The sequence below is a fragment of the Micromonospora sp. LZ34 genome (genome assembly GCF_052981855.1).
This window is the reverse complement of the sequence record NZ_JBRIQN010000015.1, coordinates 100,379-126,203: the sequence shown is the minus strand read 5'-3', so window position 1 is coordinate 126,203 and position 25,825 is coordinate 100,379. Positions and strand designations below refer to the sequence as shown.

Sequence of the window (25,825 nt, the reverse complement as noted above, 5' to 3'; positions counted from 1 at the left end):
CCCCACGCCGGCACCGCCCGGCGCGGGAGCTGCCGGGCCGGCGCCCGGCCCGGGTCGCCGCCGGAACCCGGTGTCGCGTCGCGGGTCACAGCAGCCCGGCGTCGGCCAGGTAGCGGCCGATCCGGGCCGTCTCCTCGCTGTTCAGCGGCACCTGCGGCAGCGCCGTGGTCGGGTGGTCGATGATCCCCCGCAGGTGCAGCGCGGCCTTGAAGGCCCCGAGCGCGGACGAGCTCATCCCCATCCGGTGCGCCCCCACGAACACCAGCTCGAACATCCGCAGCAGCCGCTCCTGCTCGGTCCGCGCGGCGGCCCAGTCGCCCTTGCCGGCGGCGTGGTAGAGCCGCACGTAACCGTCGGGGTCGACGTTGCCGAGACCGGGCACCACCCCGTCGGCGCCCATCCACAACGCGGAGTCGACGGTGAGCTCCGACCCGGTCAGGACGCTGAACCCGGTGATGTCCGGCCGGTCACGTCGGCCCAGGATCAGCCCGCGCAGCCCGGCGTCGTCGCCGCTGGAGTCCTTGACGCCGGCGAGAACCCCGTCGGCGGCCAGGCCAAGCACCAGGTCCGCGCCCAGCTTGTTGTGCACCGACACCGGCAGGTCGTACGCGTACAGCGGCAGGCCGGTCCGGTTGGCGATGGCCCGGAAGTGCGCGTCGATCTCCACCGGGTGGGTGCGGGCGTAGAACGGCGCCGTGGCCACCAGCGCCGCCGCTCCGGCCTCCGCCGCGACCCGGGCGTGGTCGAGCACCCGCAGCGTGGTCATGTCGATCACCCCGGCGAGCACCGGCACCTGGCCCGCGACGTGACCGACCACGGTGTCCAGCACGACCTTCCGGTGCGCGTCCGGCAGGAAGGCCGCCTCGGACGAGGAGCCCAGCACGAACAGCGCGTCCACCCCACCCCGCAGTTGGTGGTCCACCAGTCGGGTGAGCGACCGGGTGTCCACCTCGAAGTCGGGGGTCAGCGGGGTGCACACCGGGGGGATGACCCCGGTGAGTGCGGGGTTGGTCATGAACGCTCCTGTGCTTGGCTGATCAGTTCCAGGTCGGTGGCGCCGTCCGGCACGGGGTGGTGGCAGCGGAAGAGATGTCCGCCGGCCAGCTCCCGCATGGCGGGCAGGTCGCGGGCGCACACCTCGTCGGCCCGCCAGCAGCGGGTGCGGAACGGACACCCGGACGGCGGCCGGGTCGCCGACGGCAGGGGGCCGGACAGCGGGATCGGGTCGATCGGCGAGAGCAGCCCCGGGGACGCGGAGAACAGCGCCCGGGTGTACGGGTGGCGTGCCTGCCGGGGCACCGACCGGGCCGGCGCCTGCTCGACGATGCGTCCGAGGTACATGGTGACCACCCGGTCACTCATCCGGCGGACCGTCTGGATGTCGTGCGACACGAAGACCATGGCCAGGCCCAGCCGGTCCTTCAGGTCCAGCAGCAGGTTGAGGATCTGGGCCCGCACCGACACGTCCAGCGCGCTGGTCGGCTCGTCCGCCACCAGCAGGTCCGGTTCGAGCGCCAGGGCCCGGGCGATAGCGACCCGCTGCCGTTGCCCTCCGGAGAGCTGGCCGGGCAGCAGGTCGGCGGAGCTGGCCGGCAGCCCGACTAGGTCGAGCAGCTCCTGTACCCGCCGTTCGCGGTCGCCCGGCGCGTCGCGTCGGTGCACGTCGAGCGGGTCCCGCAGGATCTGCCGGACGGACAGCCGGCGGTTCAACGCGGTGGACGGGTCCTGGAACACCATGCCGGTGGTCGCGCCGATCGTCCGTCGGCGCCACGACTCCGACGCCGACCACACGTCCTCGCCCCGGAAGCGGACCGTCCCGGCGGTGGGACGCTGCAGCGCCACCAGCACCCGGGCCAGGGTGGACTTGCCGCAACCCGACTCGCCCACGATGCCGACGGTCTCGCCGGGCTGGACGGTGAGGTCCGCGCCGGTCAACGCGTACACCCGGTCGCGGGAGAAGATGCCGCCGGAGCGGGCCCGGTGCACGACGTGCACGTCGGCCAGTTCCAACACCGGCGTTCGCGCCGGTTCCATCGGCTTCACCGGGCCTCCGTTCCCGCCGCCACCGGCTGGCTGAGTTCGATCGCAGGGTGATGACAGGCGGCCGTGTGCCGGCGGGGGTCGCCGGCCAGCTCGGGCGTGCTGGTGCGGCACACCTCGGTCGCCATCGGGCAGCGGTCGGCGAAGCGGCAACCGGCCGGGAAGTCGGCGGGAGAGGGCACCACGCCGCGGATCTGGGTCAGCCTGGGCGCCCCCGCCTCGAGCGAGAGCACCGCGCCGAGCAGGCCGCGGGCGTAGTGGTGGGCGGGCGCGCCGACCAGGGCGGCGGTCACTCCGGTTTCGACGATCTGGCCGCCGTACATCACCACGACCCGGTCCGTGACGTCCGCGACGAGCGCGAGGTCGTGCGACACCAGGATCAGCGCGAAGCCCAGTTCCGCCCGCAGCCGGAGCAGCAGCTGGATCACCTGCGCCTGCACGGTCACGTCCAGGGCGGTGGTGGGTTCGTCGGCGATGATCAGCTTCGGGTCGCGGGACAGGGCCATCGCGATGAGCACCCGCTGCCGTTGCCCGCCGGAGAGTTCGTGCGGGTACGCCGACAACGTCCGGGCCGGGTCCAGCCCGACCAGCTCCAGCAGTTCGGTGGCGGTGCGCCGACCGCCCCGGCGGACGACCTGCTTGAGCTGAGCGCGGACGGTCATCGCCGGGTTCAGCGAGGAGAGCGCGTCCTGGTAGATCATCGCCATGTCGTGACCCAGCAGCCGCCGGCGCGCCGAGGCGGACATGCTGAGCAGTTCGTCACCGGCGAAGCGGATGCTGCCGCGCACCCGGGCCTCCCGCGGCTGCAGGCCCATGATGGTCAGCGCGGTCAGCGACTTGCCGCAGCCCGACTCCCCGACGAGTCCGAGCACCTCGCCCGGCCGGACGTCGAACGAGATCCCGTCGACGATGTCCACCCCGTCGTGCCGGCCGTCGAAGCCGATGGCGAGGTCGGTCACCCGCAGGATCGGCGGGCCTTCGGGCAGCGGGCGGGCCCGTTCGGCGAGCCGGCGGGCCGCCTCGGCGAGCCCGGGCAGCTCGGTGACCTCGCCGGAGCCGGGCCGGGCCTGCTCCAGCTCGTCGACGTCGTCGGAGCGGCGTGCGGGCGGGCGCCGGGCGGTCGGCGTCGCCCAGGCGTCGGAGATGCCCTCGGAGAGGATGTTCAGCGCCAGCACGGTGAGCAGGATCAGCAGGCCGGGGAAGACGGTGGCCCACCATCCGCCGAGCAGCACCAGGTTCTTGCCGTCGGCGATGACGCTGCCCCAGGACGGGTCGGGCGGGCGGACGCCCGCGCCGATGAAGGAGAGCGACGCCTCGAACACGATCGCGTCGGCGACCATGACCGTGCAGAACACCAGGATGGGCGCGGCGCAGTTGACCGCCACGTGGCGGACCAGGATGTACGGCGTACGGGCCCCGATGATCTTCTCGGCGGCCACGTAGTCCTCCCCGTACTGGGCGAGCACGTTGGCGCGGACGATGCGGGCCACGGGCGGGGTGTTGAGGAAGCCGATCGCGGTGACCAGGACGCCGATCCCACCGCCGAAGACCGCGACCAGGACCGCGGCCAGCGCGATTCCGGGGAAGGCCATGACCACGTCGAGGACCCGCATGACGCCCTCGTCCACCCACTTGCGCGAGGTGGCCGCGATGGCGCCGATCAGGGAGCCGGCGAGCAGGGCGACGCCGGTGGCGCCGAGGCCGATGATCAGTGACCAGCGGGCGCCGTGCAGCAGGCGGCTGAGGATGTCGCGGTTCGCGCTGTCCAGCCCCATCCAGTGGCTGGCGGACGGCGCGCCGCCGGCGGAGTGCTGGGTCAGCGGCGAGTGCGGCGCGATGACCGGGGCGAGCACCGCGGCGAGGGCGACGACCAGGAGCACGCTGAGCGCGACCCAGGACAGCGGCGGGAGCCGGCGGAACCCGATGCCCGGTCGGGACAGCCGTTCGGCGAGTCGTCGGCGCATCAGCCAGCACTCCTCAGACGTGGGTTGACCAGCAGGTAGAGGATGTCGACGACGAGGTTCACCAGGACGAATCCGATGGCGATGGTGAGCACCACGCCCTGCACCACCGCCGGGTCGCCGTTGGTCACCCCCTCGATCATCAGCTTTCCCATCCCGGGCAGCGCGAAGATGGTCTCGATGACCACCGCGCCGCCGAGCAGGTAGCCGACCCGCAGGCCGAGCACGGTCAGCGGGTTGATCAACGCGTTGCGCAACACGTTGCGGCCCACCACGACGACCGGTGGCAGCCCGCTGCCGATCGCGGTGCGGACGTAGTCCTTGTCCAACTCCTCGACCATGGAGGTCCGGACGATCCGGGTCAGCTGGGCCGCGACGGGCAGCGACAGGGCCAGCGCCGGCAGGGTCAGCGACCGGAGCCAGCCGGTGAAGGAGTCGGCCGGGTTGATGTAGCCGCCGGTGGGGAAGAGCCCGGCGTCGACGGCCAGATACTGGATCATCAGCAGGGCCAGCCAGAACGACGGCGCGGCGACCCCGGTCAGCGATACGACCCGGATCAGCTGGTCGGGCCAGCGGTCGCGGAAGATCGCCGCGGTGACGCCGAAGACCAGCGCGGTGACCACGCCGATCAGCAGGCCGAGGAAGGTCAGCTGGAGGGTCAGCGGGAGGGCGGTGAGCACCGAGTCGAGCACCGGTGCCTTGGTCAGCACGCTGGTGCCCAGGTCGCCCTGCGCCAGGTCGCCGACGAACCGCAGGTAGCGGATCGGCAGCGGGTCGAGCAGGCCGTTCTCCTGCTGGAACTGGTGGATCTGTTCCGGGGTGGGGTTGGCGCCCTGGAAGTACGCGTACTCCGGCTTGTTCTCGGAGAACCGCATGACGACGAAGACGAAGAGGATCACGCCCAGCAGGAGCGGGATCAGGACGAGCAGGCGGCGGACCAGCATCCTGGCGATCACTGCCACGGTGGACTCCTCGGCGGGTGGGACGTGCGGGGCGTCGGCGGGCGGCGGCGGGGACCGCCGCCGCCCGGTGGGTCAGACGCGCTCCGCCTGCAGCAGGTTGATGCCGGGATACGGCTGCGGACGGATGCCGGAGATCTTCTTCGGGTCCCAGGCGGTCATCAGTTCGGTGTGCACCACCGGGTAGAGCACGGCCTGCTCGGCGATGACGTCGAGGTACTGGTGGGTCAGCGCGAGTTTGCGGGCCTGGTCCGGCTCGCGGGTGGCCTGGTCCATCAGCGCGAAGAGGTTCTTGGCGACGGGGCTGCTGTCCCACTTGGTGTATTTCATCCAGGTGCCGCCGGCGGTGTAGTTGTAGCGGAGGATGAGGTCGGCGTCGAGGCCGAACTGGTTCGGGTTCGAGGCGGCGGCGACCACCTGGTAGTCCTGGGACTGGTCCATCTTGGTGAACAGCGCGCTGGTGTCCTGCGGCTGGAGCGTGGTCTTGACGCCGATCGCGTTCCAGGAGTTCGCGATGGTGGGCAGGCAGTCGGCGATCCAGCTGACGTTGACTGCCATGAGGGTCACCGACAGGTTGGTGACGCCGGCCGCCGCCAGCAGTTCTTTGGCCTTCGCCGGGTCGTAGCCGTAGACGGTCTTCGCCTTGGCGTACGAGGGGTTCTGCTCGTTGAGGAAGCTGGTCGACGGGGTGCCGTGGCCCTTCAGCGCGACGTCGATCATCGTCTTCGTGTCGATGGCGTAGAGCAGCGCCTGCCGGACCCGGACGTCGTCGAAGGGCTTGGCGCTGGTGTTGAACATCAGGAACATGTGGTTCATGCCCTTGCCGCCGTCGACGGTGAGGCCGGACTTCTTGAGCTGGTCGATGTTGGCGTACGGGATGTTGTCCGCGATCTGCGCCTCGGCGGACCCGCCGGAGATCTTGGCCACCCGGGCGGAGCTGTCGACGATGGAGAGCCAGTTCATCTTCTTGAACCGGGCTTTGCGCGGCCCGTTGTAGTCGGCGAAGGCCTCGAAGGTGTCGTTCGACTTGGGGTTGTGGGCGGTGAGGCGGTACGGGCCCGAGCCGACCGCCTTGCCGCCCTTGGCGGCGTCCCAGCCCCCGGCGGCGCCGAACACGTGCTTCGGCATGATCTTCGCGATGGTCAGCCGGGGCAGGGCATCGGGGAAGGCGAAGTTGAACACCAGCTCGACGGTGCGGTCGTCGACCTTCCTGACCTCCTTGAGCCAGCTCCGGAAGAAGGAGCTGACCAGGGTCGAGGGGTCGAGCACCCGGTCGAAGGTGAAGAGCACGTCGTCCACCGTCACCGGCTGGCCGTCGTGCCACTTGGCGCCCTCGCGCAGGGTGAACCGCCAGGTGGTGGCGGCGGTGTCAGTGGGCAGCGCGGTGGCCAGCGCCGGGTAGGGCTCGCGTGTGACCGGGTCGGTGTCGATCAGGCCTTCGTAGATGTGCTGGTTGGCGGCCATGGAGAAGGCCGAAGCCGTCATGGTCGGGTCCCAGCTCTGGTCGTTGCCGTAGCCGATGACCGCGGTGACGAGGTCCTTGTCGGCGCCGGCGCCCACCGAGCTCGTCGAGGCCGGGCCGGAGTCGCAGGCGGAGATCGTGGCGGCCACGGCAGCGGCCGCGCCGAGGGTGCCGCTGAAGCGCAGGAAGTCGCGCCGGCTGTAGAAGGGCCGGGATACCGGGACGCTCACGGTGCCTCCCATTGAGTGGTGTGAGATTTGTCGACCGGACATAGGACGTTCCACATCCCATCTCCGGTAGAGTGGAGGCTAGAGCGGCACGGTGGTCGGGTCAAGGGCGGAATACGGCAATGTTTCCAGCAGGTTGCCGTTCCGCCGGATGGAAAGAGTCGGTCAACGGCCGTGGTCATAGGATGTCCAGCGAAGGTTGAGTGCAGAGCATGAGCGTTGCCGACCGATCCGTCCGCCCGCGGCTCAGCCGTGCCGCCGAGGCTCGGGAAGCGGTCAAGAGCCTGATCCTCGAGCGGGGCCTCGGCGTCGGCGATCCACTGCCCACCGAGACGGAGCTGATGAAGGAGCTCGGCATCAGCCGCAACTCGGTGCGGGAGGCGTTGAAGGCGTTGCAGGCCGTCGGCATCGTGGAGATCCGGCACGGCTTCGGGATGTTCGTCAGCCGAATGTCACTGGGTGGACTCGTCGACGAACTGGCCTTCCACGGCCGGATCATCCCCGCCGATCGCGGCGACCACCTGGCGCACCTCGTCCAGATCCGGGAAGCCCTGGAGAGCGGCCTGGTCATGCAGCTCATCGACCGGCACGCCGAGGTCGACCTCTCGGCCGCGGCCGAAGCCCTGGGCCGGATGGCGGCGGAGGCGCGGGTGGGTCCGGTCAGCCCGGAGACCGACCGCCGCTTCCACGACGCGCTCTACCTCCCGCTGGGCAACCCGCTCGTCGGGCAGCTCCTCGGCGCCTTCTGGGACGTCTACCACCAGCTACAGGTGGATCTCGGCGCGCCGACCGAGCCGCCGGACGAGGTGCTGCGCCGGCACCAGGCGATCCACGACGCGGTGGTCGCGGGCGACAAGGCGGCCGCCGTCATCGCGGTCCAGGCGCACTTCGACGGCGTACGCGGGCGGCTGGCGCGGCTGCGCGGCCAGAGCTGACCCCGCTGGTTGGCCGGCGGCGGCTCAGCGGGTCGGCTCGGGGTCGGTGACGTCCGCGACCGTCGCCGCCAGCACGTCCAGCGTGCGGTCGGCGTCCACCGCCACGGCCACCCCGTGCTCGCCCGCGCCGAGGGTGATCTGCCGGCCGCGCAGCCCCTCGTCGGCGACCACCGGCCAGGCGGTGGTGGCGCCGAACGGGGTGATGGTGCCCCGCTCGTAACCGGTCACCGCCTTCGCGGTCGCCGCGTCGGGCAGCGAGAGCCGGCTGACCCCGAGCAGCGCGCGCAGCTTCGGCCAGGAGATCACCCGGCCACCGGGGGCGAGCACGAAGAGGTGGTCGTCCGGGCCGCGCCGGACGACGATGGTCTTCACCACGTCCGGCACGGCGACGCCGCGCGCCTGCGCGGCCTCGGCCAGGCTGGTGACCGGCCCGTGCCGGATCACCCGGTAGGGCAGGCCGCTGGCGTCCAGGGCGGCGAACGCGGGGGAGGGCATGCCGGCCACGGTAACCGCCTCGATCGTCCCGCGATGCGAAATGGCCACCGTGGACATCCCACGAATTTCACCTCGTGGCGCGTACAGTGATCTCATGTGCGCGGTCCGTGTGGATCATCATTCGGTCGACCATGACGGTGCGGTGGCGCAGCTGCGGCGGTCCTACGCCGCGGTGCCCGCCGGTGAGCCGGTCCGGCTCGCCAAGCGCACCTCCAACCTGTTCCGCCCGCGATCCGCGCCCCGCGCGCCCGGGCTGGACGTCAGCGGGCTGAGCGGGGTGCTGGCCGTGGACCCGGCCGCCCGCACCGCCGACGTGCAGGGCATGTGCACCTACGAGGACCTGGTCGACGCGACCCTGCCGCACGGGCTGATGCCGCTGGTGGTGCCGCAGCTGCGCACCATCACCCTGGGCGGCGCGGTGACCGGCCTGGGCATCGAGTCCACCTCGTTCCGCAACGGCCTGCCGCACGAGTCGGTGCTCGAGCTGGACGTGCTCACCGGCGCCGGCGAGATCGTCACGGCCCGGCCCGAGGGCGCGCACGCCGACCTGTTCGCCGCGTTCCCCAACTCGCTGGGCAGCCTCGGCTACGCCACCCGGCTGCGCATCGAACTGCAGCCGGTGGGCCGGCACGTGGCGCTGCGCAACGTGCGGTTCACCCGGCTGGAGGAGCTGGTCGACGCGATCGCCGAGGTGAGCGCCACCCGCTCCTGGGCCGGCGTCACCGTCGACGCGATGGACGGGGTGATGTTCAGCCCCGGCGAGGCGTACCTGGTGCTGGGCACGTTCACCGACGACGCGGGCGAGGTCAGCGACTACACCGGCCAGAACATCTACTACCGGTCGCTGCGCCGGCGCACCCGGGACGCGCTGACCGGGTACGACTACCTGTGGCGCTGGGACACCGACTGGTTCTGGTGCTCGGCGGCGTTCGGGGTGCAGCACCCGGTGGTCCGCCGGATCTGGCCGGCGCGGTGGCGGCGCAGCGACTTCTACCACCGGCTGGTCCGGCTGGAGCACCGGCACGGGGTGGCCGCGCGGATCGACCGGTGGCGCGGCCTGCCGGCGCGGGAGCGGGTGGTGCAGGACGTGGAGATCCCGCTGGAGCGGACGGCGGAGTTCCTGCGCTGGTTCGCCGGCGCCGTCGGGATGAGCCCGGTCTGGCTCTGCCCGCTGCGGCTGCGCGAGCCGGCCGGTCCCGGATCGGCCCGGGCCTGGCCGCTGTATCCGCTGCGGCCGGGCCAGGACTACGTCAACATCGGATTCTGGGGGAGCGTGCCGATCGCGGAGGGCGCCGCCGACGGCGACGTCAACCGCGCGATCGAGCGCGAGGTGTCGGAGTTGGGCGGGCACAAGTCGCTTTACTCCGACGCGTACTACGACCGGGCGTCCTTCGACCGGCTCTACGGGGGCGAGACCTGGCGCGCGGTGAAGGACCGTTACGACCCGGACCACCGGCTGACCGGACTGTACGAGAAGGCGGTTGCACGAGCATGAGCCTGACCGATCGAGACCAGGGAGCGGCGAGCACTCCCGCCACCCCGCCGGCGGGGGGCCGGCGTACGGGTTTGACCGTGGCCGACGTGATCCGCGCGGTGACCACCGGCGCCCTGCCGGTACGGATCACCGCGTACGACGGCAGCGCGGTCGGCCCGACGGACGCCGGGATCACCCTGGCCGTCCGCTCCGAGCGGGGGCTGTCCTACCTGCTCACCGCCCCGGGTGACCTGGGCATGGCCCGCGCCTACGTCAGCGGTGACCTGGCGCTGGAGGGGGTGCACCCGGGCGACCCGTACGAGGCGCTGCGGGTGCTCAAGGACGAGCTGCGGCTGCGCCCGCCGTCGCTGGCCGAGGGGCTGAACCTGGTCCGCCGGCTGGGTTGGGAGCGGCTGCTGCCCCCGCCTCCGCCGCCGCAGGAGGCCCTGCCGCGGTGGAAGCGGGTGGTGAACGGGCTGCGGCACTCCCGCACCCGGGACAGCAACGCGATCTCCCACCACTACGACGTGTCGAACGCCTTCTACGAGAAGGTGCTCGGCCCCTCGATGACGTACACCTGCGCGCTCTTCCGCAGCCGCGACGACACGCTGGAGCAGGCCCAGGCGGCCAAGTACGACCTGGTCGCCGGCAAGCTGGCGCTCAGGCCGGGGATGCGGCTGCTCGACGTGGGCTGCGGCTGGGGCGGCATGGTCCGGCACGCTGCCCGCGAGTACGGCGTCAAGGCGCTCGGCGTGACGCTGTCCAGGGCGCAGGCGCAGTGGGCGCAGGCGGCGATCGAGCGGGAGGGGCTGACCGAGCTGGCCGAGGTGCGCCATCTCGACTACCGGGACGTGCCGCCCCAGCAGTTCGACGCGATCTCCTCGATCGGCCTGACCGAGCACATCGGCGTACGCAACTACCCGGCCTACTTCAGCTTCCTGCGCGACCGGCTGCGTCCGGAGGGGCGGCTGCTCAACCACTGCATCACCCGGGCGGACAACCACGCGCCGCACCGGTCGGGCGCGTTCATCGACCGGTACGTCTTCCCGGACGGGGAGCTGGCCGGGCCGGGCCGGGTGATCAGCGAGCTGCACGACGTGGGGCTGGAGGTGCACCACGAGGAGAACCTCCGCCAGCACTACGCGCTGACGCTGGCCGGCTGGTGCCGCAACCTGGTGGAGCACTGGGACTTCTGCGTCGACGAGGTGGGGAGCGGCACGGCCCGGGTGTGGGGGCTGTACATGGCCGGCTCCCGGATGGCGTTCGAGCGCAACGGCATCCAGTTGCACCAGGTGGTGGCCACCCGCAACGGGCCGGACGGGGCGAGCAGCTACCCGCTGCGCCCGGACTGGCTGCCCTGAGCACCACCCGCTGACGAGAAGGCCGCGCGATCGCGCGGCCTTCTCGTTTTGCGTCCCGAGTCAACCTCTGGCCGGCACCCGTCGTCCTTGGTGGGGACGGAAGGAGAGCCGGTGGGGCGGAAGAAACGCTTTGACGGGTTGGACGTCCTCGTCGCCGAACGTGGCAGCGCATTGCTCGCGACGGCCGTGCTGTTGACCGGTAGCCGGGTCGCCGGCGAGGACCTGGTGCAGGCGGCGCTGGAGCGGCTGATGCGCAACTGGGGTCGGGTGCACGGCGACAAGGAGGGCTACCTGCGGCGCACGCTGTACCACCTCGCGGTCGACCGGTGGCGTTTGCGCAGGCGACGGCCGGAGGTGCTGGCCGAGATCGAGCCGCCCAGCCAGGGGGACGGCACCGACGCGCTGCATGTCCGGCAGGCACTCACCCAGGCGCTGGCCATGTTGCCACCGCGGCAGCGGGCCGTGCTGGTGCTTCGCTACTGGGAGCAGTGCAGCGAATCGGAGGCCGCCGAGGTGTTGGGCTGCTCGGTCGGCACGGTCAAATCCTCCGCCTCGCGCGGGCTGGCCCGGCTGCGCGAGTTCACGGCCGACTGGGCGCTCGAGGACGCGCGGGTATGAAGGAGAGCGGGAGATGAACACGAATCTTGAGGAGCGGCTGGCCGCCGGGATGCGGGAGCGGGTCGCCGGGCTGGCGCTGACCGGCGACGTGCTGGCGGAGGCCACCCGACGCCACAGGCGCCGGACGGCGCTGGTCCGCACGGCGTACGCCGTCGGTGTGGTCGGCGCGCTGGCCGCGGTCGCGACCCTCGGCACCGGTGTCCCCGGGCGCACGGGAGTCTCGCCCGCCCCGGTGGCCGAGCGGCCTCCGGGGGCGGGTGTCGAGTCGCCGCAGCTGCGGCTCGCCGCCGCCGCCGAGGCCAGCGAGAACATCAGTTACCGGGTGAAGGTCACGACCACTTGGAAGGACAAGGCACCGGCGAACGGCGAGCTGCCCGAGCCGGTGAGCCAGAGCTGGGTCACCATGGGAGCCTTCGATCCGACGACGGCCACCGGCTACCTGGAATCGCCGTACACCGGTCTGCGTCCGGTGGTCGCGGCGGGCTTCGAGCACGAGCGGCTGATCGACGGCGTCCGGTACATCGGGGCCCCGAACGGCAGCGTGGGCAGCAATGGCGAGATCGTCTGGAGCCAGGAACCGGGCAGGCACGACCGCCTCAACTTCGACCTGGCGTTGGACGGCGGTCTGGGCGCTTCGGCGGATCCGCAGGACCTGTTCCGCGCGCTGGGGCAATCCGGGGCCAAGGTCACGGAGACCGCCGGTGGGGGCTACCACTTCGAGGTCACGGTTACGGATCTCCGCAACGAGATCGCCGCCGACAGCTTCGTCGGCGACGTGACGCTCGGCGCCGACAACCGGATCGCGACGGTGACCTACGACCGTGTGGCGCGGTCGACCATCAAGGGTGAGAACTTCACGTACCACCTCCACGTGGTCATCGAGCTGTCCGGCTACGGCCTGCCAGTGCAGGTCGAGCGGCCAGCGGGCGCCCGGGTGCGATTTAAGTAGGAGCCTCGCCGTCACGAAAGCCGCGCCGGGTCGGCGCGGCTTTCGTCGAACCCATTGACAAAGAAGTTTTGTACGTACAAACTGATTTTGCCATGAGAGAAGTCCTGTACCTGGAGCAGATCGAGCAGGCCGAAGCCCTGCTCAAGCCGCAGCGCGTCGAGGTGCTGCGGCAGCTGGCCGAGCCCCGCACCTGCACCGAGGTCGCCGCCCGGCTGGAGCAGACGCCGCAGCGCGTCTACTACCACGTCAAGCAACTGGTGGCGGCCGGCCTGGTCGAGCGGGTCAGCGAGCGCAAGGTCCGCGGCATCACCGAGGGCATCTACCAGGCGGCCGCCCGGTCCTACTGGCTCTCGCCCCGGCTGGTCGGCCGGATCGGGCTGCGCCGGGCGCGGGACGAGCTGAGCCTGGGCTACCTGCTCGACCTGATGGAGGAGGTCCAGGCCGACATCGCCGGGCTGGACCGCGCCGCGCCCGAACTCCCCTCGGTCGGGGTGTCCGGGGAGATCCGGGTGCCGGCGGCGCAACGCCAACAGTTCCTGCACGACCTGCAGACCGCCCTGCAGGACCTTTTCACCCGCTACGGCGGCGCCGAGGGAGACGCCTTCAAGCTCGCCGTCGCCTGCTATCCGAAGGGGAAAGACCGTGAGTGAACCGATGAAGCTGCACGCCCGCCTCGCCGCGCCGGTCGAGACCGTCCGCCGCGCCCTGACCGACCCCGCCGAGCTGCGCGTCTGGCTGGCCGAGCACGCCGAGGTCGACCTCCCGCACCGCTACGAGTTCTGGGGCCGGCACACCCCCGAGGGCGACGCCCCGCACCAGCGGCTGCTGCACGTCGACGACGACACCCTGCGCTTCGCCTGGACGCTCGACGGGGTGGAGACCACCACCGAGTTTACGCTGCGCGCCGAGGGCCCGGAGAGCACGGTGATCACGCTGACCCAGAGCCACTTCGACTTCAACGAGGCGATGACCGGCAGCAGCATCCGGGGCGTGCTGCAGACCTTCTGGAGCCTGTCGATCGCCAACCTGGCCGCCCACCTGGAGGGCGGACCGCTGCTGCCCAAGGTCGACTTCACCTCGGCGGAGATGCGCGGCGAGCTGCTCATCGACGCCCCGATGGCCAAGGTGTACCAGTCGCTGACCGACTCCGAGCAGGCCAGCGCCTGGTTCGGCTACCCGATCGGCATCGAGCCCTGGGTCGGCGGCCGCTACGCGATGGGCGGCTTCGAGGCCGGCTACGCGGCCAAGGTCATCGACCTGGAGCCCGGCCGGAAAATGTCCGTGGACTGGGGTCCGACCGGCGTGACCACCTGGGAGCTGGCCGAGTCGGCCGGAAAGACCAAGTTGACCTTCGTGCAGAGCGGCTTCGACGAGCAGCACCCGCCGTACGCGGCCTGGGCCGGGTCGGTGGCCGGGCTGGCCGAGCTGCGCCGCTACCACGAGGTGGCGGACTGGCAGCCGATCTGGCTGGAGGCGGAGATCCCCGGCCTGGAGACCGAGACGGCAAACGCCGCCGGCTGACCCGCCCAGGCCTCCGGGCCGGCCGGCGCCCGGCGAACCGAAGTGCCTGACCGCTGACGGCGGTCAGGCACTTCGGCGTGTCCCAGGAGAAACGCCGCACGCCGACCGGCCGACGGCACAGGTCGCAGTCCGCTCATAGCGCTCGTAGGTCACTGACGGTCGGATCAGTGAAGATGTCTCAGGTTTCCGCTGAACATGGGACAATTTCACCATAGGGCGCTAATCGATCCCGAGCGCCGGAGGTCTCGACGTCACGTCGCTCCGGCGCGCGGCGCCTTCGCATGCCTGCGCCCGGGGCGGACGAGCACTAGGCCGTCGGTTCCGGGCTCGGGCCCCGGCTAGGAGGGGAACGACAGATGCTGATCCAACGGACCCGACTGTGGACAGTGGCGGTAGCGGCCAGCGCGGTGGTGGCGGCCACCGCCGTGGGAACCGCGGCCATGGGCGACGGGCGGGACGACTCGGGCGACAAGCGCGAGTCGCACGACTCCCGCGACGGCTCGTGGGACTGGAACGACTCACGGGGCAAGCAGGTCGTCCGGGCCAAGCTCAGCGGCTACGAGGAGGACCCACTGACCATCTCCACGCCCGGCTTCGGCCGGTTCGTGGCGCACATCGACGAACGCAACAAGGAGATCAAGTACAAGCTGACCTACGACGAGCTGAAGGACGTCGAGCAGGCGCACATCCACTTCGGGGGCCGGCACCAGAGCGGCGGGATCGCCGCCTTCCTGTGCTCGAACCTGAAGGACGCCAAGGGCGGGGCGCCGAAGCACGTCCCGGCCTGCCCCAAGTCCCCGGCCAAGGTCGAGGGAACCATCAAGCGCGACGACGTCGTCGGCCCCGCCGCACAGGGCATCGAGCCGGGCGAGTTCGACGAGCTCGTCGACGCGATCGAGGCCGGTGTCACGTACGTCAACGTGCACACCAAGAAGTACCCGAACGGTGAGATCCGGGGCCAGATCAAGAGCGACGAGGACCGGAAGTGCGACGAGGACCGGAACCGGGACAAGGACCACGAGGACCGGGGCTGGAACAAGGACGACAAGGACCGTGACCGGGACAAGGATCACGAGGACCGGGACCGGGACAAGTGCGACGAGGACCGGAACCGCGACAAGGACCACGAGGACCGGGACTCGGACAAGAAGGACGAGGACCGGGACCACGACAAGGACGGCGACCGCTGGCCCGCGTGGATGAACTCCGACGAGTGACCTGTCGACGCGACAGGCTGAACGCCCGACCCGGCATGACGGGACGGGCGTTCAGTCGCTCCGTCGCCGGGTCCCTCACGAACGAACCATCAGTGGTGAGAGACAACGTCCCGCTGGGTAATGCCGGGCGATGTTCTTCATCTTCGGACTCCGCACCAAGGTCACCCAGTCGGGCGTGATGCAGCAGGTCTGCCGCAACTGCGGGAACCACGCCGCGCAGGTGATCACCCGCCGGTCGACGAAGTTCAGCCTGTTCTTCATCCCGATCATTCCGATTCGCACCCGCTACCTGCAGCAGTGCACCTTCTGCGGCGCCCAGTACGAGATCCCCAAGGCCGACGCCCAGCGCCTCCCGGTCGGCTGAGCGCCCCGATGACCCGCTTCCTCTGCTGGCTGATCGCCCGGCGACCCGACGCCGCGACCCCGATGCACACCGTCTCCCGGCCGCCCTGCACCCCCGGCCGCCGCCGGCGCCGGCGCGACCGCCGCCCGCTGGCCGGCACCGCCCTGCCCCGGTCACCCTGGAACCGCTCGACCGGCCGGTAGCTCCGCCGACGGCCCGGCGCCGCCGCCGGCCTCGTGTGATCTTCGACCCGGAGCGGATCGCGCCCTCACCTGCGGCACTTACGCTGGGGCGGCCGTCCGAACGGGGGAATCGTGCGCAACCATCCGGCCGTCGTGCTGGTCGCCGTCCTGCTGTCCACCCTCTCGCTGCCGGTGTCGCTGACCGGCGCGTCGGTCGCCCTGCCGGACATCGGTCGTGACCTCGACGCGGGGCTGGCCGGCGTGCAGTGGGTGGTCAACGCCTACAACGCGACCTTCGCCAGTTTCATGCTGGCCAGCGGTGCGCTCGCCGACCTGCTCGGCCGGCGTCGGGTCTTCGCCACCGGCGTCGCGATCTTCTCGGGTGCGGGGCTGCTCGGCGCGGTGGCCGACGACATCGTGCTGCTCGACGCGGTCCGCGCGCTGGCCGGTGTCGGCGCGGCGGCCGCCGCGACCAGCGCGTCGGCGATCCTCGCCGGCACGTTCCACGGCGCGGCCCGGGCCCGCGCGTTCAGCGTCTTCGGTACGACGATCGGCGTCGGCCTGGCGTTCGGCCCGTCCATCGCCGGGCTGCTGATCGACGCGTTCGGCTGGCGGTCGGTCTTCGCCGCGCCGGCGCTGGCCGGTCTGGTGGTGCTGGCCCTGGTGCCGCTGCTGCCCGAGTCTCGCCAGCCGCACGGCGGCCGGATCGACTGGCCGGGCACGGGGTCGTTCACCGCCGCGTTGCTGCTGCTGATCTTCGGTTTCGTGCAGGGCCCGGAACACGGCTGGGACGATCCCGTCATCGTCGCCGCGTTCGCCGCCGCGCTGGCGCTGCTGGTGCTCTTCGTCCGGGTCGAGCGGCGCCGCGCCGAGCCGATGTTCGACCTGGCGCTGCTGGCCAGCCCCCGGTTCCTCGGCATCTGCCTGGCGGCGGCCACCATCGTGGCCGTCCTCGTGCCGCTGCTGGTCTACCTGCCGTCGTACCTGACCACGGTGGTCGGGCTCAGCCCGGCCGAGGCCGGCGCGACGCTGATCCTGCTGACCGCGCCGACGCTGGTCCTGCCGCTGCTCAGCGGGGCGCTGACCCGGGTGGTCCCGGCCCCGGCGGTGATCGTCGCGTCGGTCGCGGTGGTGGCCGTCGGCGCGGCCTGGGCCACCGTGCTCGGCCCGGACAGCGACCCCGCCGCGCTGGCCGGGCCGCTGCTCACCATCGGCGTCGGGGTGGGACTCTCGATGGGGCTGCTCGACGCGCTGGCCATCGGCAGCGTCGCGCCGGCCCGGGCGGCGACCGGCGCCGGGATGATCAACACCGCCCGGCTGGCCAGCGAGACCGTCGCCATCGCGGTGGTCGGCGCGGTGGTCGCCAGCACCACGGCCGGCCGGCTCGCCGACCCGGGGTTCACCGGCGGGCTGCGCGTCGTGCTCTGGTCGATGGCCGGGGTGGCGCTGGTGGCCGCCGCGCTCGTCGCCGCCCTGGTGCGCCGTGGCGTACCGGCACCGGTGCCCGTCGCCGCCGGCAGCCGCTGAGCCCGCCGCTGTCGGCGGCCGCAGGTGTTCGGTCGCGGCGCGGGTGGCGCGCAGCGGCTCCGGGCCTATCCTGGGCGGATCATGACGAGCAGCGAGCACCGACTGGCCGCGATCCGCGGCGGGGTGCCGGCCCGGCGGCACAACGCCCGTACCATCGCCGCGCTGACCGGCAACCCGGGCTGCACCCGGCGGGCCGTCCTCGACGGCGCCGGGGTGGACAAGCCCAAGCTGGCCGAGCGGATCGGCTTCCCGGCCCGGTTCGGGCAGTCCCGGTTCGCCATCACCCGGGGCAACGCGTTCGAGGCGCAGGTCAAGGCCGACGGCGGCGCGGAACTGCTGCGGCTGGTGGCGGACCGGCGGGGGGTGCCGCCCGGCGACCGGGCCGACTGGACCGACCTCGGCGCCGACGACCTGCCGGACCGGCAGCGGCGCTCCCGCGAGGTGCTCACCGCCGCCGTGCCCACCGGGGCGGACGAGCCGGCCGCGCTCTTCGACCACCCGCTGCTCGGCCTGGACGTCGCCGGCCGGCGGGTGCACCTGGAGCCGGACCTGGTGGCGGCCCGGCTCGCCGGCCGGTTCCACGTGGTGGAGATCAAGTCGTTCCCGGTGATCGACGGGCAGGCCGACCCGGGCAAGGTGGCCGCCGCGGCGATCCAGTCGGCGGTGTACGTGCTGGCGCTGCGTGAGCTGCTCGCGGCCGAGGGGCACGACCCGGAGCTGGTGTCGCACGACGTGGTGCTGGTCTGCCCGCGGGACTTCGCCAACCAGCCGGTGGCCAGCCTGCTCGACGTGCGCAAGCAGTTGCTGGTGCTGCGCCGGCAGCTGGCCCGGATGGACCGGATCGACGCGCTGCTGGCGGCCGTGCCCGAGGACTTCACCGCCGACCTGACCGCCGATCCGGCGACGCTGGCCGCCGCGCTGTCCACCGTGGAGGCCCGTTACGCGCCGGAGTGCCTGGCCGCCTGCGAGCTGGCGTACTTCTGCCGGCAGGAGGCGCGCGAGCAGACCGCGGTGCTGGGCCGGCCGGTGCGCGAGGCGCTCGGCGGCGTGCCGACCGTGCCGGAGGCGCTGGCGCTCGCCGCCGGTGAGCGCACCCCGGAGCCGGAGCAGGCGGAGGCCGCCGCGTTGCTGCGCGCCGCCGCCCGGTTGCGGGCCGACGCCCTCGGGCTGCCGGCATGAGTACGCTGCGCGCGCTGGCGAAGGCGCAGGCGCTGGCCGCCGGGGTGGCGCAGCCGGTGGCCACGGTGCGCCACCTGCACCTGTCGGGGCGGCCGCTGGTGCTGGTGCCGCTGGCGATGGCCGGCGAGGCGAACGCCCCGCTGGCGATGCTGGCCGGGGCGGCGCCGGACGAGGCGCGGCTGCTGATCGTGCCGCAGCCCCGCAACCGGGACCAGCGCTTCGCGTTCGCCGCCGAGCTGGCGGCGGTGCTGCTGCCGTACCTGGACGGGCATCGGGCGGTCAGCGAGGCGGTGGCGGTGGACCGGGGCCGGGACGTCCGGTACCGGTACGTCGACGCGCCGCAGCTGCTGGTGCCGAACCCGGCGGGGATCACCTTCCTGCGGCTGCTCGGCCGCTCCACCCGGTTTCGCCGGCCGGACGGCGACTATCCGGTGCACCCGTCGGTGCCGCTGCTGGGCCGCTGGCTGACGTACTTCGCCGAGCGGGCCGAGCATCCGGGCTCGTCGGCGCTGGTGGCGATGACCGACGCGCTGACCCTGCACTGGGCGACCGGGCAGAGCGCGGTGGAGGACCTGCACCTGCCGGCGCTGCTCGGCTGGATCGACCCGCCGGCCGGGCTCACCGGCGCCGAGGCGGCGGCCCGGGCCGAGGACCCGGCGGTCTGCCCGCCGGCCGGGCCGGCCACCGATCCCGACTTCGACAACCGGCAGCTCGCCCCGGCGATCGCCCGGTACGCCGCCGCCGAGGCGGATCCGGTGGCCCGCGCGCAGGCGTACGCGGAGCTGGAAGGGCTGCTGCGCGACCAGCTCACGCCCACCTGGGAGCTGATGTGGCGCGGCGTGGAACTGCTGCGCGCGATGCCGCCGGGCGCCCGGGTCGAGGGCCGGTGGGCCGGCGACCGGGACGCGTTCACCGGCTACGCGGAGCACGTCGACTCCGGCGGCGGCCCGCAGCCGCGGCGCGACGGCGCGGTGGCCGCGGCCCAGCGGCTGCACCGGCTGGAGCGGGCGCTCACCTCGTACGCGGTGCAGCGCGCCTACGACGACCCGCTGGTGATGGCCGAGCACCGGCTGGCCGGCGCGGCGTTCGTCGGCGAGGTGACCCTGGCCGACCCGAAGCGGGTGGATGACAGCGGCAAGCGGCCGGTGCTGCGGCCCCGGATCCAGTTGGTCACCACCGAGCCGGTGCTGGTGCCGGTCGGCACGGCGCTGTACTCGCCGGCCCGGCCGGCGCAGAAGGCCCGGGTGGTCTTCCTGACTCCGGCCGCCGACGGCAAGACCGACGTGGTGCTGGAACTCTCCGGTGGGATGGGCCGCGGCCTGACGGCGGCGCCGGGCAGCGTGCCGGAGGTGGGGGAGCGGCTCTGCTACACCACCCTGTCGGAGGCCTTCCTGCCGGCGGCGACGTTCCCCGCCGTCGAGGAGACCCCCTGGACCCACGGCGGCCCCCCGGTGCTGGCACCCGTCGCTTCCGACCCGGCCCCGCCGGTGGCCGCCCACCCGCCGGCAGCCCCGCAGTCCGGCTTGGACGCCGATCCCGACGAACCCTGGACCTGATCCCGCCCCGGACCCTGTTGATCATGAGGTTGGCGGCGGTGTCGATCTCTGTTCCTGCCGCTAACCTCATGATCAACGAGCCTCGGCGGGGGTTCGGGCGACGGTGCGGTGGGCCGCCTCGAGGGCGTCGGGGGCGGGGACCTCGATGTCGGGGGTCACCCCGATGCCCTCCCAGTTGGTGCCGGTGAGCGGGTTGACCGGCCGGGCGACCGGGACCGAGAGGTGCAGGTGCGGGTGGATCGGGAACCCCGTGCGCGGGTGGGCGCCGCCGCCGGTGCGTTCGCCGACGACCGTGGCGCGGCCGTGCTGCTGGAGGGCGTACGCGAGCGACTCGCCGCCGGAGAAGGTCGCCGCGCTGGTCAGTACGGCCAGCGGCCGGCTGCCGCCGAAGCGCACTCCGCTCGGCGGCGCCGGGCTCCAGAACTGGCGGTCCGGCAGGTGGCGCTGGCACATGGTGTAGAGGTGCATCGGCCGGTCGAACAGGTGGCCGCAGACCAGCAGCTCCATCTCCGGGTCGCCGCCGATCGTCTCGCGCAGGTCGAGGATCAGGGCGTCGGCGTCGGCGACCAGCCGGAGCGCGGCGGTCATCGCCGGCCCGGCGAGCGCCGGGGCGAATAGCGCGGGTTCGACCCGTACCAGGCCGACGTTGCCGGGCAGCCGCTCCACCCGGTGGATGCCGCCCATGCTGTCGCGGGCCATCCGGGGCAGCTCGTCGGCGAGCGGGTCGCCGCCACCCTCCGGCAGCGGCTGGTCGTGGAACGTCACGCGCAGGTGGCGGTCGCCGTTGATCGACTGGAGCGTCCCGGTGAGCGTGTCGGCCAGCGCCGCCCAGGACGACACCTGCCGGCCCGCCGCCAGCTGGGTCCGCAGCAGCCCGGCGAGCCGGGCGGCGACGTCCGGAAAGATGTAGTGCTCCTCGACCAGCCGAGCCGCGCGCTCGACCACCTCGGCGACCTCGGCCTGCTGTGCGGGCTGTTCCCGGGTGTGGAGAGTCGTCATGTCCGCAGTAGAGCAGTCGCGTTGACAAAGCGTCAAGAAGCGCAGACACTTTCTTAGTGGCCGACGAGATTCCCGACCAACCGCCCGACGAGCTGCTGGAGGTCACCACCCCGGCGCAGTTCAAGGCGCTCGGGCACCCGCTGCGGCAGCGGCTGCTCTTCGCGCTCGGGCAGCGCCCCGCCACCATCAGCCAGCTCGCCGCCTCGCTCGGCGCGGCCAAGGGCAACGTCGCGCACCACCTCAAGGTGCTCCGCGAGGCCGGCATGGTCCGGGTGGTGCACACCCGGCCGGTGCGCGGTGGCACCGAGCAGTACTACCAGCGCAGCGCCCGGCACCTGCGGGTCGCGCCCGGGCAGACCGCCGCCACCGCCGCGATGTTCGGCGCGGTCGGCGAGGAGGTCGCCACGGCCGCCGACGAGCCGCTGGTGCAGCTGCGCCACCTGCGGCTCACCGCGGCCCAGGCCGACCAGCTCGCCACCGCGCTCAGCGACCTCGTTGACGGCGCCGAGGACGCCGGCGACGGCGCGCCCCGCTACGGCGTGCTGGTCAGCCTCTACCGGCAGGGCACGCCGGCACCGTCCTGAGGGGTCAGCCGTACCCGTCCGGCCCTGGCGGGGCGACTGAGCACCTGACTAGGCTTTCGGGGTTTGCCGGACCGGTCCTCGCCGTCGAGGGTGCGCAGGAGAGAGAGCCGGAGCGATCGGATCGCGACAGGACGTCGAGCAGGCCGCCGGGGGCACCCCCGCGCCGGCCGCTTCGACCCGCCCCGGGCACTCCGACCCGCCGGCCGGGCCGGTCGACGCCGACCGGCCGACGCTGTGGGGCCGCTCCCGCCGCCCAGCCGCGGGGCGTACCGCTCGGCTGGGGCTGCTCGGCGCGGGCGCGGTCCTGGTCGGCGAGGCCGGCTGGCTGGTCGCGGCGCTGCCCGGCGCCGCCCTGGTCAGCGACGTCGGCGCGTTGCTGGTGGCGGGTTGGGCGGCGTTGGCCTGCCGGGGTGCGGGCCGCCGGCATCCGCCGCCGCTGCGCCGGTTCTGGACGCTGCTGGCGCTGACCATGGCGCTGGCGGCGCTGGGCCGCGCGGTGTGGACCGTGGACCGGCTGGTCGGCGGCGGCCTGCCGCACACGCCGCTGGTCGGTGCGATCTTCACCGCGAGCATCCTCACCGGCACCGGCGCGCTGCTCTGCTCGCTCGCCGCCCCGCGCACCGCCGTGGGCCGGGCCCGGACCGTGCTGGACGGGGTGATCGTCGGGCTCGCCCTGGTGCCGATCGGCTGGGTGGTCGTCTTCCGCGACGTCGCCGCCGCCGACCTGGCCGATCCGGTGCGTACCCTCGGCCTGCTCTTCCCGATGCTCGACCTGATGCAGCTGACCATCCTGGTCGCGGTGGCCGGGCCGGGCCGGCGGGCCTGGCGGCCGATGACGGTGATCGGGGCCAGCCTCACGCTGCGGGCGGTCGCCGACACCGTCTACGTGTCGCTCGCCGCGCGCGGCGACTACGTCGCCGGCCACCCGATCGACGTCTGCTGGCCGCTGAGTTACCTGCTGGTCGGCCTGGCCAGCCGGTACCCGCCGCTGCCCGAGTGCGACGACGCGGACGAGACGGAGTCGCCGCTGCCGCCGTGGTGGCGGGTGGCGCTGCCGTACCTGCCGGTGGGCGGGGCGATCGTGGCCGTGGTGCTGGCCCGCCAACCGACCGGGCAGACCCCGCACCTGGTCTTCATCGGCTTGATGGCGCTGCTCGCCGCGCTGGCGCTGCGGCAGGGGCTGGCCGCCAACGAGAACCTCCGGCTGGTGGTCCGGCTGCGCCGGCTGGCCTACGCCGACCAGCTCACCGGCCTGCCCAACCGGCTGATGTTCACCCGCCGGCTGCGCACCGCGCTGCGCGACGGCGGCCCGGTCGCCGTGCTGCTGCTCGACCTGGACGGGTTCAAGCAGGTCAACGACCGGTTCGGGCACGCCACCGGGGACAGCCTGCTGACCGGCGTCGCCGACCGGATGCGGGCGGCGGTCGACGGCGACGGCACGATCGCCCGGCTCGGCGGCGACGAGTTCGCCGTGCTGGTCGACGGCGACCGGCAGGTGCCGCCGGAGCGGCTGGCCGAACGGCTGCTCGCCGCGCTGGAGCCGACCGACGACGACGACGGCGACCTGGGACTGCACCCGTCGGCCAGCATCGGCATCGCCGAGTACGGCCCGCAGCACGCCTCGCACACCGACCTGCTGCGCGACGCCGACATCGCCATGTACGCGGCCAAGGCCGCCGGCAAGTCCGCGTACCGGACCTGCACCCCGGGCCTGCGCGAGTCGGCGGTGACCCGGGCGGAGCTGATCGCCGACCTGCGGCGCGCGGTCGACGAGGATCAGCTGCACCTGGATTTCCAGCCCATCGTCGACCTGGCCACCGGGGCGGTGCGCAGCGCGGAGGCGCTGGTGCGCTGGCGGCACCCCCGGCTCGGGCTGCTCAGCCCGGCCCGGTTCCTGCCGCTGGCCGAGGAGACCGGGCTGATCGTGCCGATCGACCGGTGGGTGATCCACGAGGCGTGCCGGGCGGCGGCGACCTGGCAGGACCGGCGGACCGAGGCGACCGTGGCGGTGAACATCGCCGCCGCGCACCTGCGCCGGCCGGACCTGATCGCCACGGTGACCGCGGCGACCGCGAGCGCCGGCCTGGCGCCCCGGGCGCTCACCCTGGAGCTGACCGAGTCGGCACTGATCGACGGCAGCGAGGCGGTGCTCGACCGGCTGCGTCAGCTGCGCGAGCTGGGCATCCGGATCGCCATCGACGACTTCGGCACCGGGTACTCGGCGCTGAGCTACCTGCACCGGATCCCCGCCACCGAACTGAAGATCGACCGCTCCTTCGTGGCCCGGCTCGACACCGACGCCCGGGCGTACGCGACGGTGGAGATGGTGACCCGGCTCGCCGGGGCGTTCCAGCTGTCCGTGGTCGCCGAGGGAGTGGAGACCGAGCGGCAGCACGCCGCGGTGGCCGCGATCGGCTGCGTGCACGGGCAGGGCTACCGCTACGGCCGTCCCGCCGGGCTGGCCCAGCTGCGCACCGCGCTCGCCCGAGCCTGACCGGGCCGGCCGCGCACCGCGCTCCGGCGAAGCCGGAGCGCCCGGGTGACCGGCGTCGCAGAATCGGCCTTGACCCTCACGTAGCGGCAGGCGGGAGCCTGGTTTCCGGAAGGGAGGGAAACCATGGCGTACACGGTGGGACAGGTGGCCAAGCTGGCCGGGGTGACCGTGCGGACGCTGCACCACTACGACGAGATCGGTCTGCTCTCGCCCAGTGGTCGCAGCAGCACCGGCTACCGCCGCTACGACGATGCGGACCTGGAGCGGTTGCAGCTCATCCGCTACTACCGGGAGCTGGGATTCCCCCTGGAAGAGATCGCCGCGATCCTCGACGACCCGGCGAGTGACCCGGCGGCGCACCTGCGCCGCCAGCACGAGCTGCTGACCGTACGGATCAAGCGGTTGCAGGAGATGGTCACGGCGATCGAGTTCGCGATGGAGGCGAGCAAGTTGAACATCCAACTGACCCCGCAGGAGCGGTTCGAGGTCTTCGGCGACTTCGACCCGGACGCGCACGCCGAGGAGGCGGAGCAGCGGTGGGGCGGCAGCGAGGCGTACCGGGAGTCGAACCGGCGCGTGTCCCGCCACACCAAGGAGGACTGGCTGCGGATCAAGGCCGAGAACGAGGACTGGGGCCGCCGGATCGTGGCGCTGATGTCCGCCGGCGCGCCGGCGGACAGCCCGGAGGCGACGGAACTGGCCGAGGAGCACCGGCAGATCATCAGCCGGTGGTTCTACGAGTGCTCGTACGAGATCCACACCGGCCTGGCCGACATGTACCTGGCCGACGAGCGGTTCACCGCGCACTACGAGGCCATCGCGCCGGGCCTGACCGCCTACCTGGCCGAGGCGATCCACGCCAACGCGATCAGCCGGGCGTGAGCACGCCGGTGCGGTCCGGCTACGCTGGCCGGACCGCACTGTCGTGAGCGTCGATCGGTGATCCGCCGGCGGGCCCATAACACCCCTGCCGGAGGAGACGTCGCCGTGAATCGTCGCAAGCTGGTCGCCGCCGGCGCCGTCCTCGCCGCCACCGCGGTCGTCGGCGGCTGGGCCGCCTTCGGCCGGTCGGAGCCGCCGTCGGAGACCGGACGGCCGGCGGCGGGCACCGACCCGGCCAGCGTGCTGGTCGACGCCGCCGCCCGGGTCGAGCGGGAGTCGTACCGGTTGACCGTCGGCACCGGCGCGGACGGGGACGGCACGGTGCTGGTCTGGGACCCGCGGGCGCGGCGGGGCCTGGAGACCACCTCGCTGAAGGTGCCCACCGGCGAGGTGAAGATCGAGCGGCTGGTCACCGGGACGGACGTCTACGTGCGGGTGAGCGCCCCGGACCGGCGGGTGCCGGAGTGGGACGGCCGCACCTGGTGGCACGTGCCCGCCGACGGGGGCCGGGGCCTGGACAACATCCGGCTGGCCAGCACCCTGCGGGCCCCGGCCGGGGTCCGGCAGACGGGGGTACGCGCCTACGCCGGCACCGTCGACCTGCGCGACAGCGCCGACGTGCTCGGCGAGGGGGTCGGTGGGGTGCTCGGTGACCGGGCCGGCGCGGTGCCGTTCACCGCCACCGTCGACGAGCAGGGCCGGCTGGTCCGCTACCAGCTCGAGCTGACCGCCGAGCCGGGGCGGACGGCGCGGCTGGACATGGCCTACGCCGACTTCGGCCTGCCGGTGTCGGTGCAGAAGCCGGCCGCGGAGCTGGTGCGGGAGGACCCGCCGGCCAACATCCCGGGCGCGGCCTGAGC

At 73.0% G+C, this 25,825-nt stretch carries 24 protein-coding genes; 17 read left to right on the top strand and 7 right to left on the bottom strand.

Going from position 1 to position 25,825, the window contains the following annotated elements:
- Positions 1-85 precede the first annotated feature (85 nt).
- From ACVCAH_RS18095 to ACVCAH_RS18075, 5 genes are all read right to left on the bottom strand, one after another.
- The gene (locus tag ACVCAH_RS18095) at positions 86-1,015 is read right to left on the bottom strand and encodes a dihydrodipicolinate synthase family protein (RefSeq protein WP_447137321.1); all 930 of its coding nucleotides are present in this window, start codon (positions 1,013-1,015) and stop codon (positions 86-88) included.
- A complete protein-coding gene (locus ACVCAH_RS18090; protein WP_447137320.1) occupies positions 1,012-2,034 on the bottom strand; it encodes an oligopeptide/dipeptide ABC transporter ATP-binding protein in 1,023 nt (340 codons plus the stop codon). The genes ACVCAH_RS18095 and ACVCAH_RS18090 overlap by 4 nt, the downstream gene beginning before the upstream one ends.
- Before the next feature lie 5 nt (positions 2,035-2,039).
- Positions 2,040-4,004, bottom strand: coding sequence for a dipeptide/oligopeptide/nickel ABC transporter permease/ATP-binding protein (locus tag ACVCAH_RS18085; RefSeq protein WP_447137319.1), 1,965 nt, complete (start codon positions 4,002-4,004; stop codon positions 2,040-2,042).
- The gene (locus tag ACVCAH_RS18080) at positions 4,004-4,963 is read right to left on the bottom strand and encodes an ABC transporter permease (RefSeq protein ID WP_447137318.1); all 960 of its coding nucleotides are present in this window, start codon (positions 4,961-4,963) and stop codon (positions 4,004-4,006) included. The genes ACVCAH_RS18085 and ACVCAH_RS18080 overlap by 1 nt, the downstream gene beginning before the upstream one ends.
- A gap of 72 nt (positions 4,964-5,035) precedes the next feature.
- Positions 5,036-6,652, bottom strand: a complete 1,617-nt coding sequence (locus ACVCAH_RS18075) for an ABC transporter substrate-binding protein (RefSeq protein WP_447137317.1) — start codon at positions 6,650-6,652, stop codon at positions 5,036-5,038.
- A gap of 209 nt (positions 6,653-6,861) precedes the next feature.
- Between ACVCAH_RS18075 and ACVCAH_RS18070 the strand changes: the two genes are divergently transcribed.
- On the top strand, positions 6,862-7,584 hold the full coding sequence (locus tag ACVCAH_RS18070; RefSeq protein WP_447137316.1) for a FadR/GntR family transcriptional regulator: 723 nt from the start codon (positions 6,862-6,864) through the stop codon (positions 7,582-7,584).
- 24 nt (positions 7,585-7,608) lie between these two features.
- Here ACVCAH_RS18070 and ACVCAH_RS18065 read toward each other — a convergent pair whose 3' ends face one another.
- A complete protein-coding gene (locus ACVCAH_RS18065) occupies positions 7,609-8,079 on the bottom strand; it encodes an aminoacyl-tRNA deacylase (RefSeq protein WP_447137315.1) in 471 nt (156 codons plus the stop codon).
- Between the two features lie 94 nt (positions 8,080-8,173).
- Between ACVCAH_RS18065 and ACVCAH_RS18060 the strand changes: the two genes are divergently transcribed.
- The 12 genes from ACVCAH_RS18060 to ACVCAH_RS18005 all read left to right on the top strand — a co-directional run bounded on the left by ACVCAH_RS18060 (position 8,174) and on the right by ACVCAH_RS18005 (position 20,006).
- Positions 8,174-9,574, top strand: a complete 1,401-nt coding sequence (locus ACVCAH_RS18060; protein WP_447137314.1) for an FAD-binding oxidoreductase — start codon at positions 8,174-8,176, stop codon at positions 9,572-9,574.
- Positions 9,571-10,914, top strand: coding sequence for a class I SAM-dependent methyltransferase (locus ACVCAH_RS18055; RefSeq protein WP_447137313.1), 1,344 nt, complete (start codon positions 9,571-9,573; stop codon positions 10,912-10,914). The genes ACVCAH_RS18060 and ACVCAH_RS18055 overlap by 4 nt, the downstream gene beginning before the upstream one ends.
- A gap of 111 nt (positions 10,915-11,025) precedes the next feature.
- Positions 11,026-11,532 carry a SigE family RNA polymerase sigma factor gene (locus ACVCAH_RS18050; RefSeq protein ID WP_447137312.1) on the top strand — a complete coding sequence of 169 codons (507 nt, stop codon included), beginning with the start codon at positions 11,026-11,028 and terminating at the stop codon, positions 11,530-11,532.
- A gap of 13 nt (positions 11,533-11,545) precedes the next feature.
- Positions 11,546-12,481, top strand: a complete 936-nt coding sequence (locus tag ACVCAH_RS18045) for a hypothetical protein (protein ID WP_447137311.1) — start codon at positions 11,546-11,548, stop codon at positions 12,479-12,481.
- A gap of 92 nt (positions 12,482-12,573) precedes the next feature.
- Positions 12,574-13,131: a helix-turn-helix domain-containing protein gene (locus ACVCAH_RS18040; protein WP_447137310.1), complete on the top strand. Its 558-nt coding sequence runs from the start codon at positions 12,574-12,576 to the stop codon at positions 13,129-13,131.
- Complete coding sequence (locus tag ACVCAH_RS18035; RefSeq protein WP_447137309.1) at positions 13,124-14,002, top strand: SRPBCC domain-containing protein; 879 nt, start codon at positions 13,124-13,126, stop codon at positions 14,000-14,002. Before ACVCAH_RS18040 ends, ACVCAH_RS18035 begins: the two co-directional genes overlap by 8 nt.
- A gap of 356 nt (positions 14,003-14,358) precedes the next feature.
- On the top strand, positions 14,359-15,219 hold the full coding sequence (locus ACVCAH_RS18030) for a CHRD domain-containing protein (protein ID WP_447137308.1): 861 nt from the start codon (positions 14,359-14,361) through the stop codon (positions 15,217-15,219).
- A 130-nt stretch (positions 15,220-15,349) separates the two neighbouring features.
- Positions 15,350-15,583: a zinc-ribbon domain-containing protein gene (locus ACVCAH_RS18025; protein ID WP_447137307.1), complete on the top strand. Its 234-nt coding sequence runs from the start codon at positions 15,350-15,352 to the stop codon at positions 15,581-15,583.
- Positions 15,584-15,591: 8 nt separating this feature from the next.
- Positions 15,592-15,765 carry a hypothetical protein gene (locus ACVCAH_RS18020; protein WP_447137306.1) on the top strand — a complete coding sequence of 58 codons (174 nt, stop codon included), beginning with the start codon at positions 15,592-15,594 and terminating at the stop codon, positions 15,763-15,765.
- A 111-nt stretch (positions 15,766-15,876) separates the two neighbouring features.
- Complete coding sequence (locus ACVCAH_RS18015) at positions 15,877-17,271, top strand: MFS transporter (RefSeq protein ID WP_447137305.1); 1,395 nt, start codon at positions 15,877-15,879, stop codon at positions 17,269-17,271.
- A gap of 81 nt (positions 17,272-17,352) precedes the next feature.
- Positions 17,353-18,450: a hypothetical protein gene (locus ACVCAH_RS18010; RefSeq protein WP_447137304.1), complete on the top strand. Its 1,098-nt coding sequence runs from the start codon at positions 17,353-17,355 to the stop codon at positions 18,448-18,450.
- Positions 18,447-20,006 (top strand): hypothetical protein, encoded by a 1,560-nt coding sequence (locus ACVCAH_RS18005; RefSeq protein WP_447137303.1) that lies wholly within the window; start codon positions 18,447-18,449, stop codon positions 20,004-20,006. Before ACVCAH_RS18010 ends, ACVCAH_RS18005 begins: the two co-directional genes overlap by 4 nt.
- A gap of 72 nt (positions 20,007-20,078) precedes the next feature.
- On the opposite strand, the gene ACVCAH_RS18000 is transcribed toward ACVCAH_RS18005, so the two are convergent.
- Positions 20,079-21,005, bottom strand: a complete 927-nt coding sequence (locus tag ACVCAH_RS18000) for a S41 family peptidase (RefSeq protein WP_447137302.1) — start codon at positions 21,003-21,005, stop codon at positions 20,079-20,081.
- A gap of 56 nt (positions 21,006-21,061) precedes the next feature.
- On the opposite strand from ACVCAH_RS18000, the gene ACVCAH_RS17995 reads away from it, so the two are divergent.
- From ACVCAH_RS17995 to ACVCAH_RS17980, 4 genes are all read left to right on the top strand, one after another.
- On the top strand, positions 21,062-21,589 hold the full coding sequence (locus ACVCAH_RS17995) for an ArsR/SmtB family transcription factor (RefSeq protein WP_447137301.1): 528 nt from the start codon (positions 21,062-21,064) through the stop codon (positions 21,587-21,589).
- Between the two features lie 379 nt (positions 21,590-21,968).
- The gene (locus tag ACVCAH_RS17990; protein WP_447137356.1) at positions 21,969-24,083 is read left to right on the top strand and encodes a putative bifunctional diguanylate cyclase/phosphodiesterase; all 2,115 of its coding nucleotides are present in this window, start codon (positions 21,969-21,971) and stop codon (positions 24,081-24,083) included.
- 123 nt (positions 24,084-24,206) lie between these two features.
- Positions 24,207-24,965 (top strand): MerR family transcriptional regulator, encoded by a 759-nt coding sequence (locus tag ACVCAH_RS17985; protein WP_447137300.1) that lies wholly within the window; start codon positions 24,207-24,209, stop codon positions 24,963-24,965.
- Positions 24,966-25,070: 105 nt separating this feature from the next.
- A complete protein-coding gene (locus ACVCAH_RS17980; protein WP_447137299.1) occupies positions 25,071-25,823 on the top strand; it encodes a hypothetical protein in 753 nt (250 codons plus the stop codon).
- The last annotated feature ends 2 nt before the right edge of the window (positions 25,824-25,825 follow it).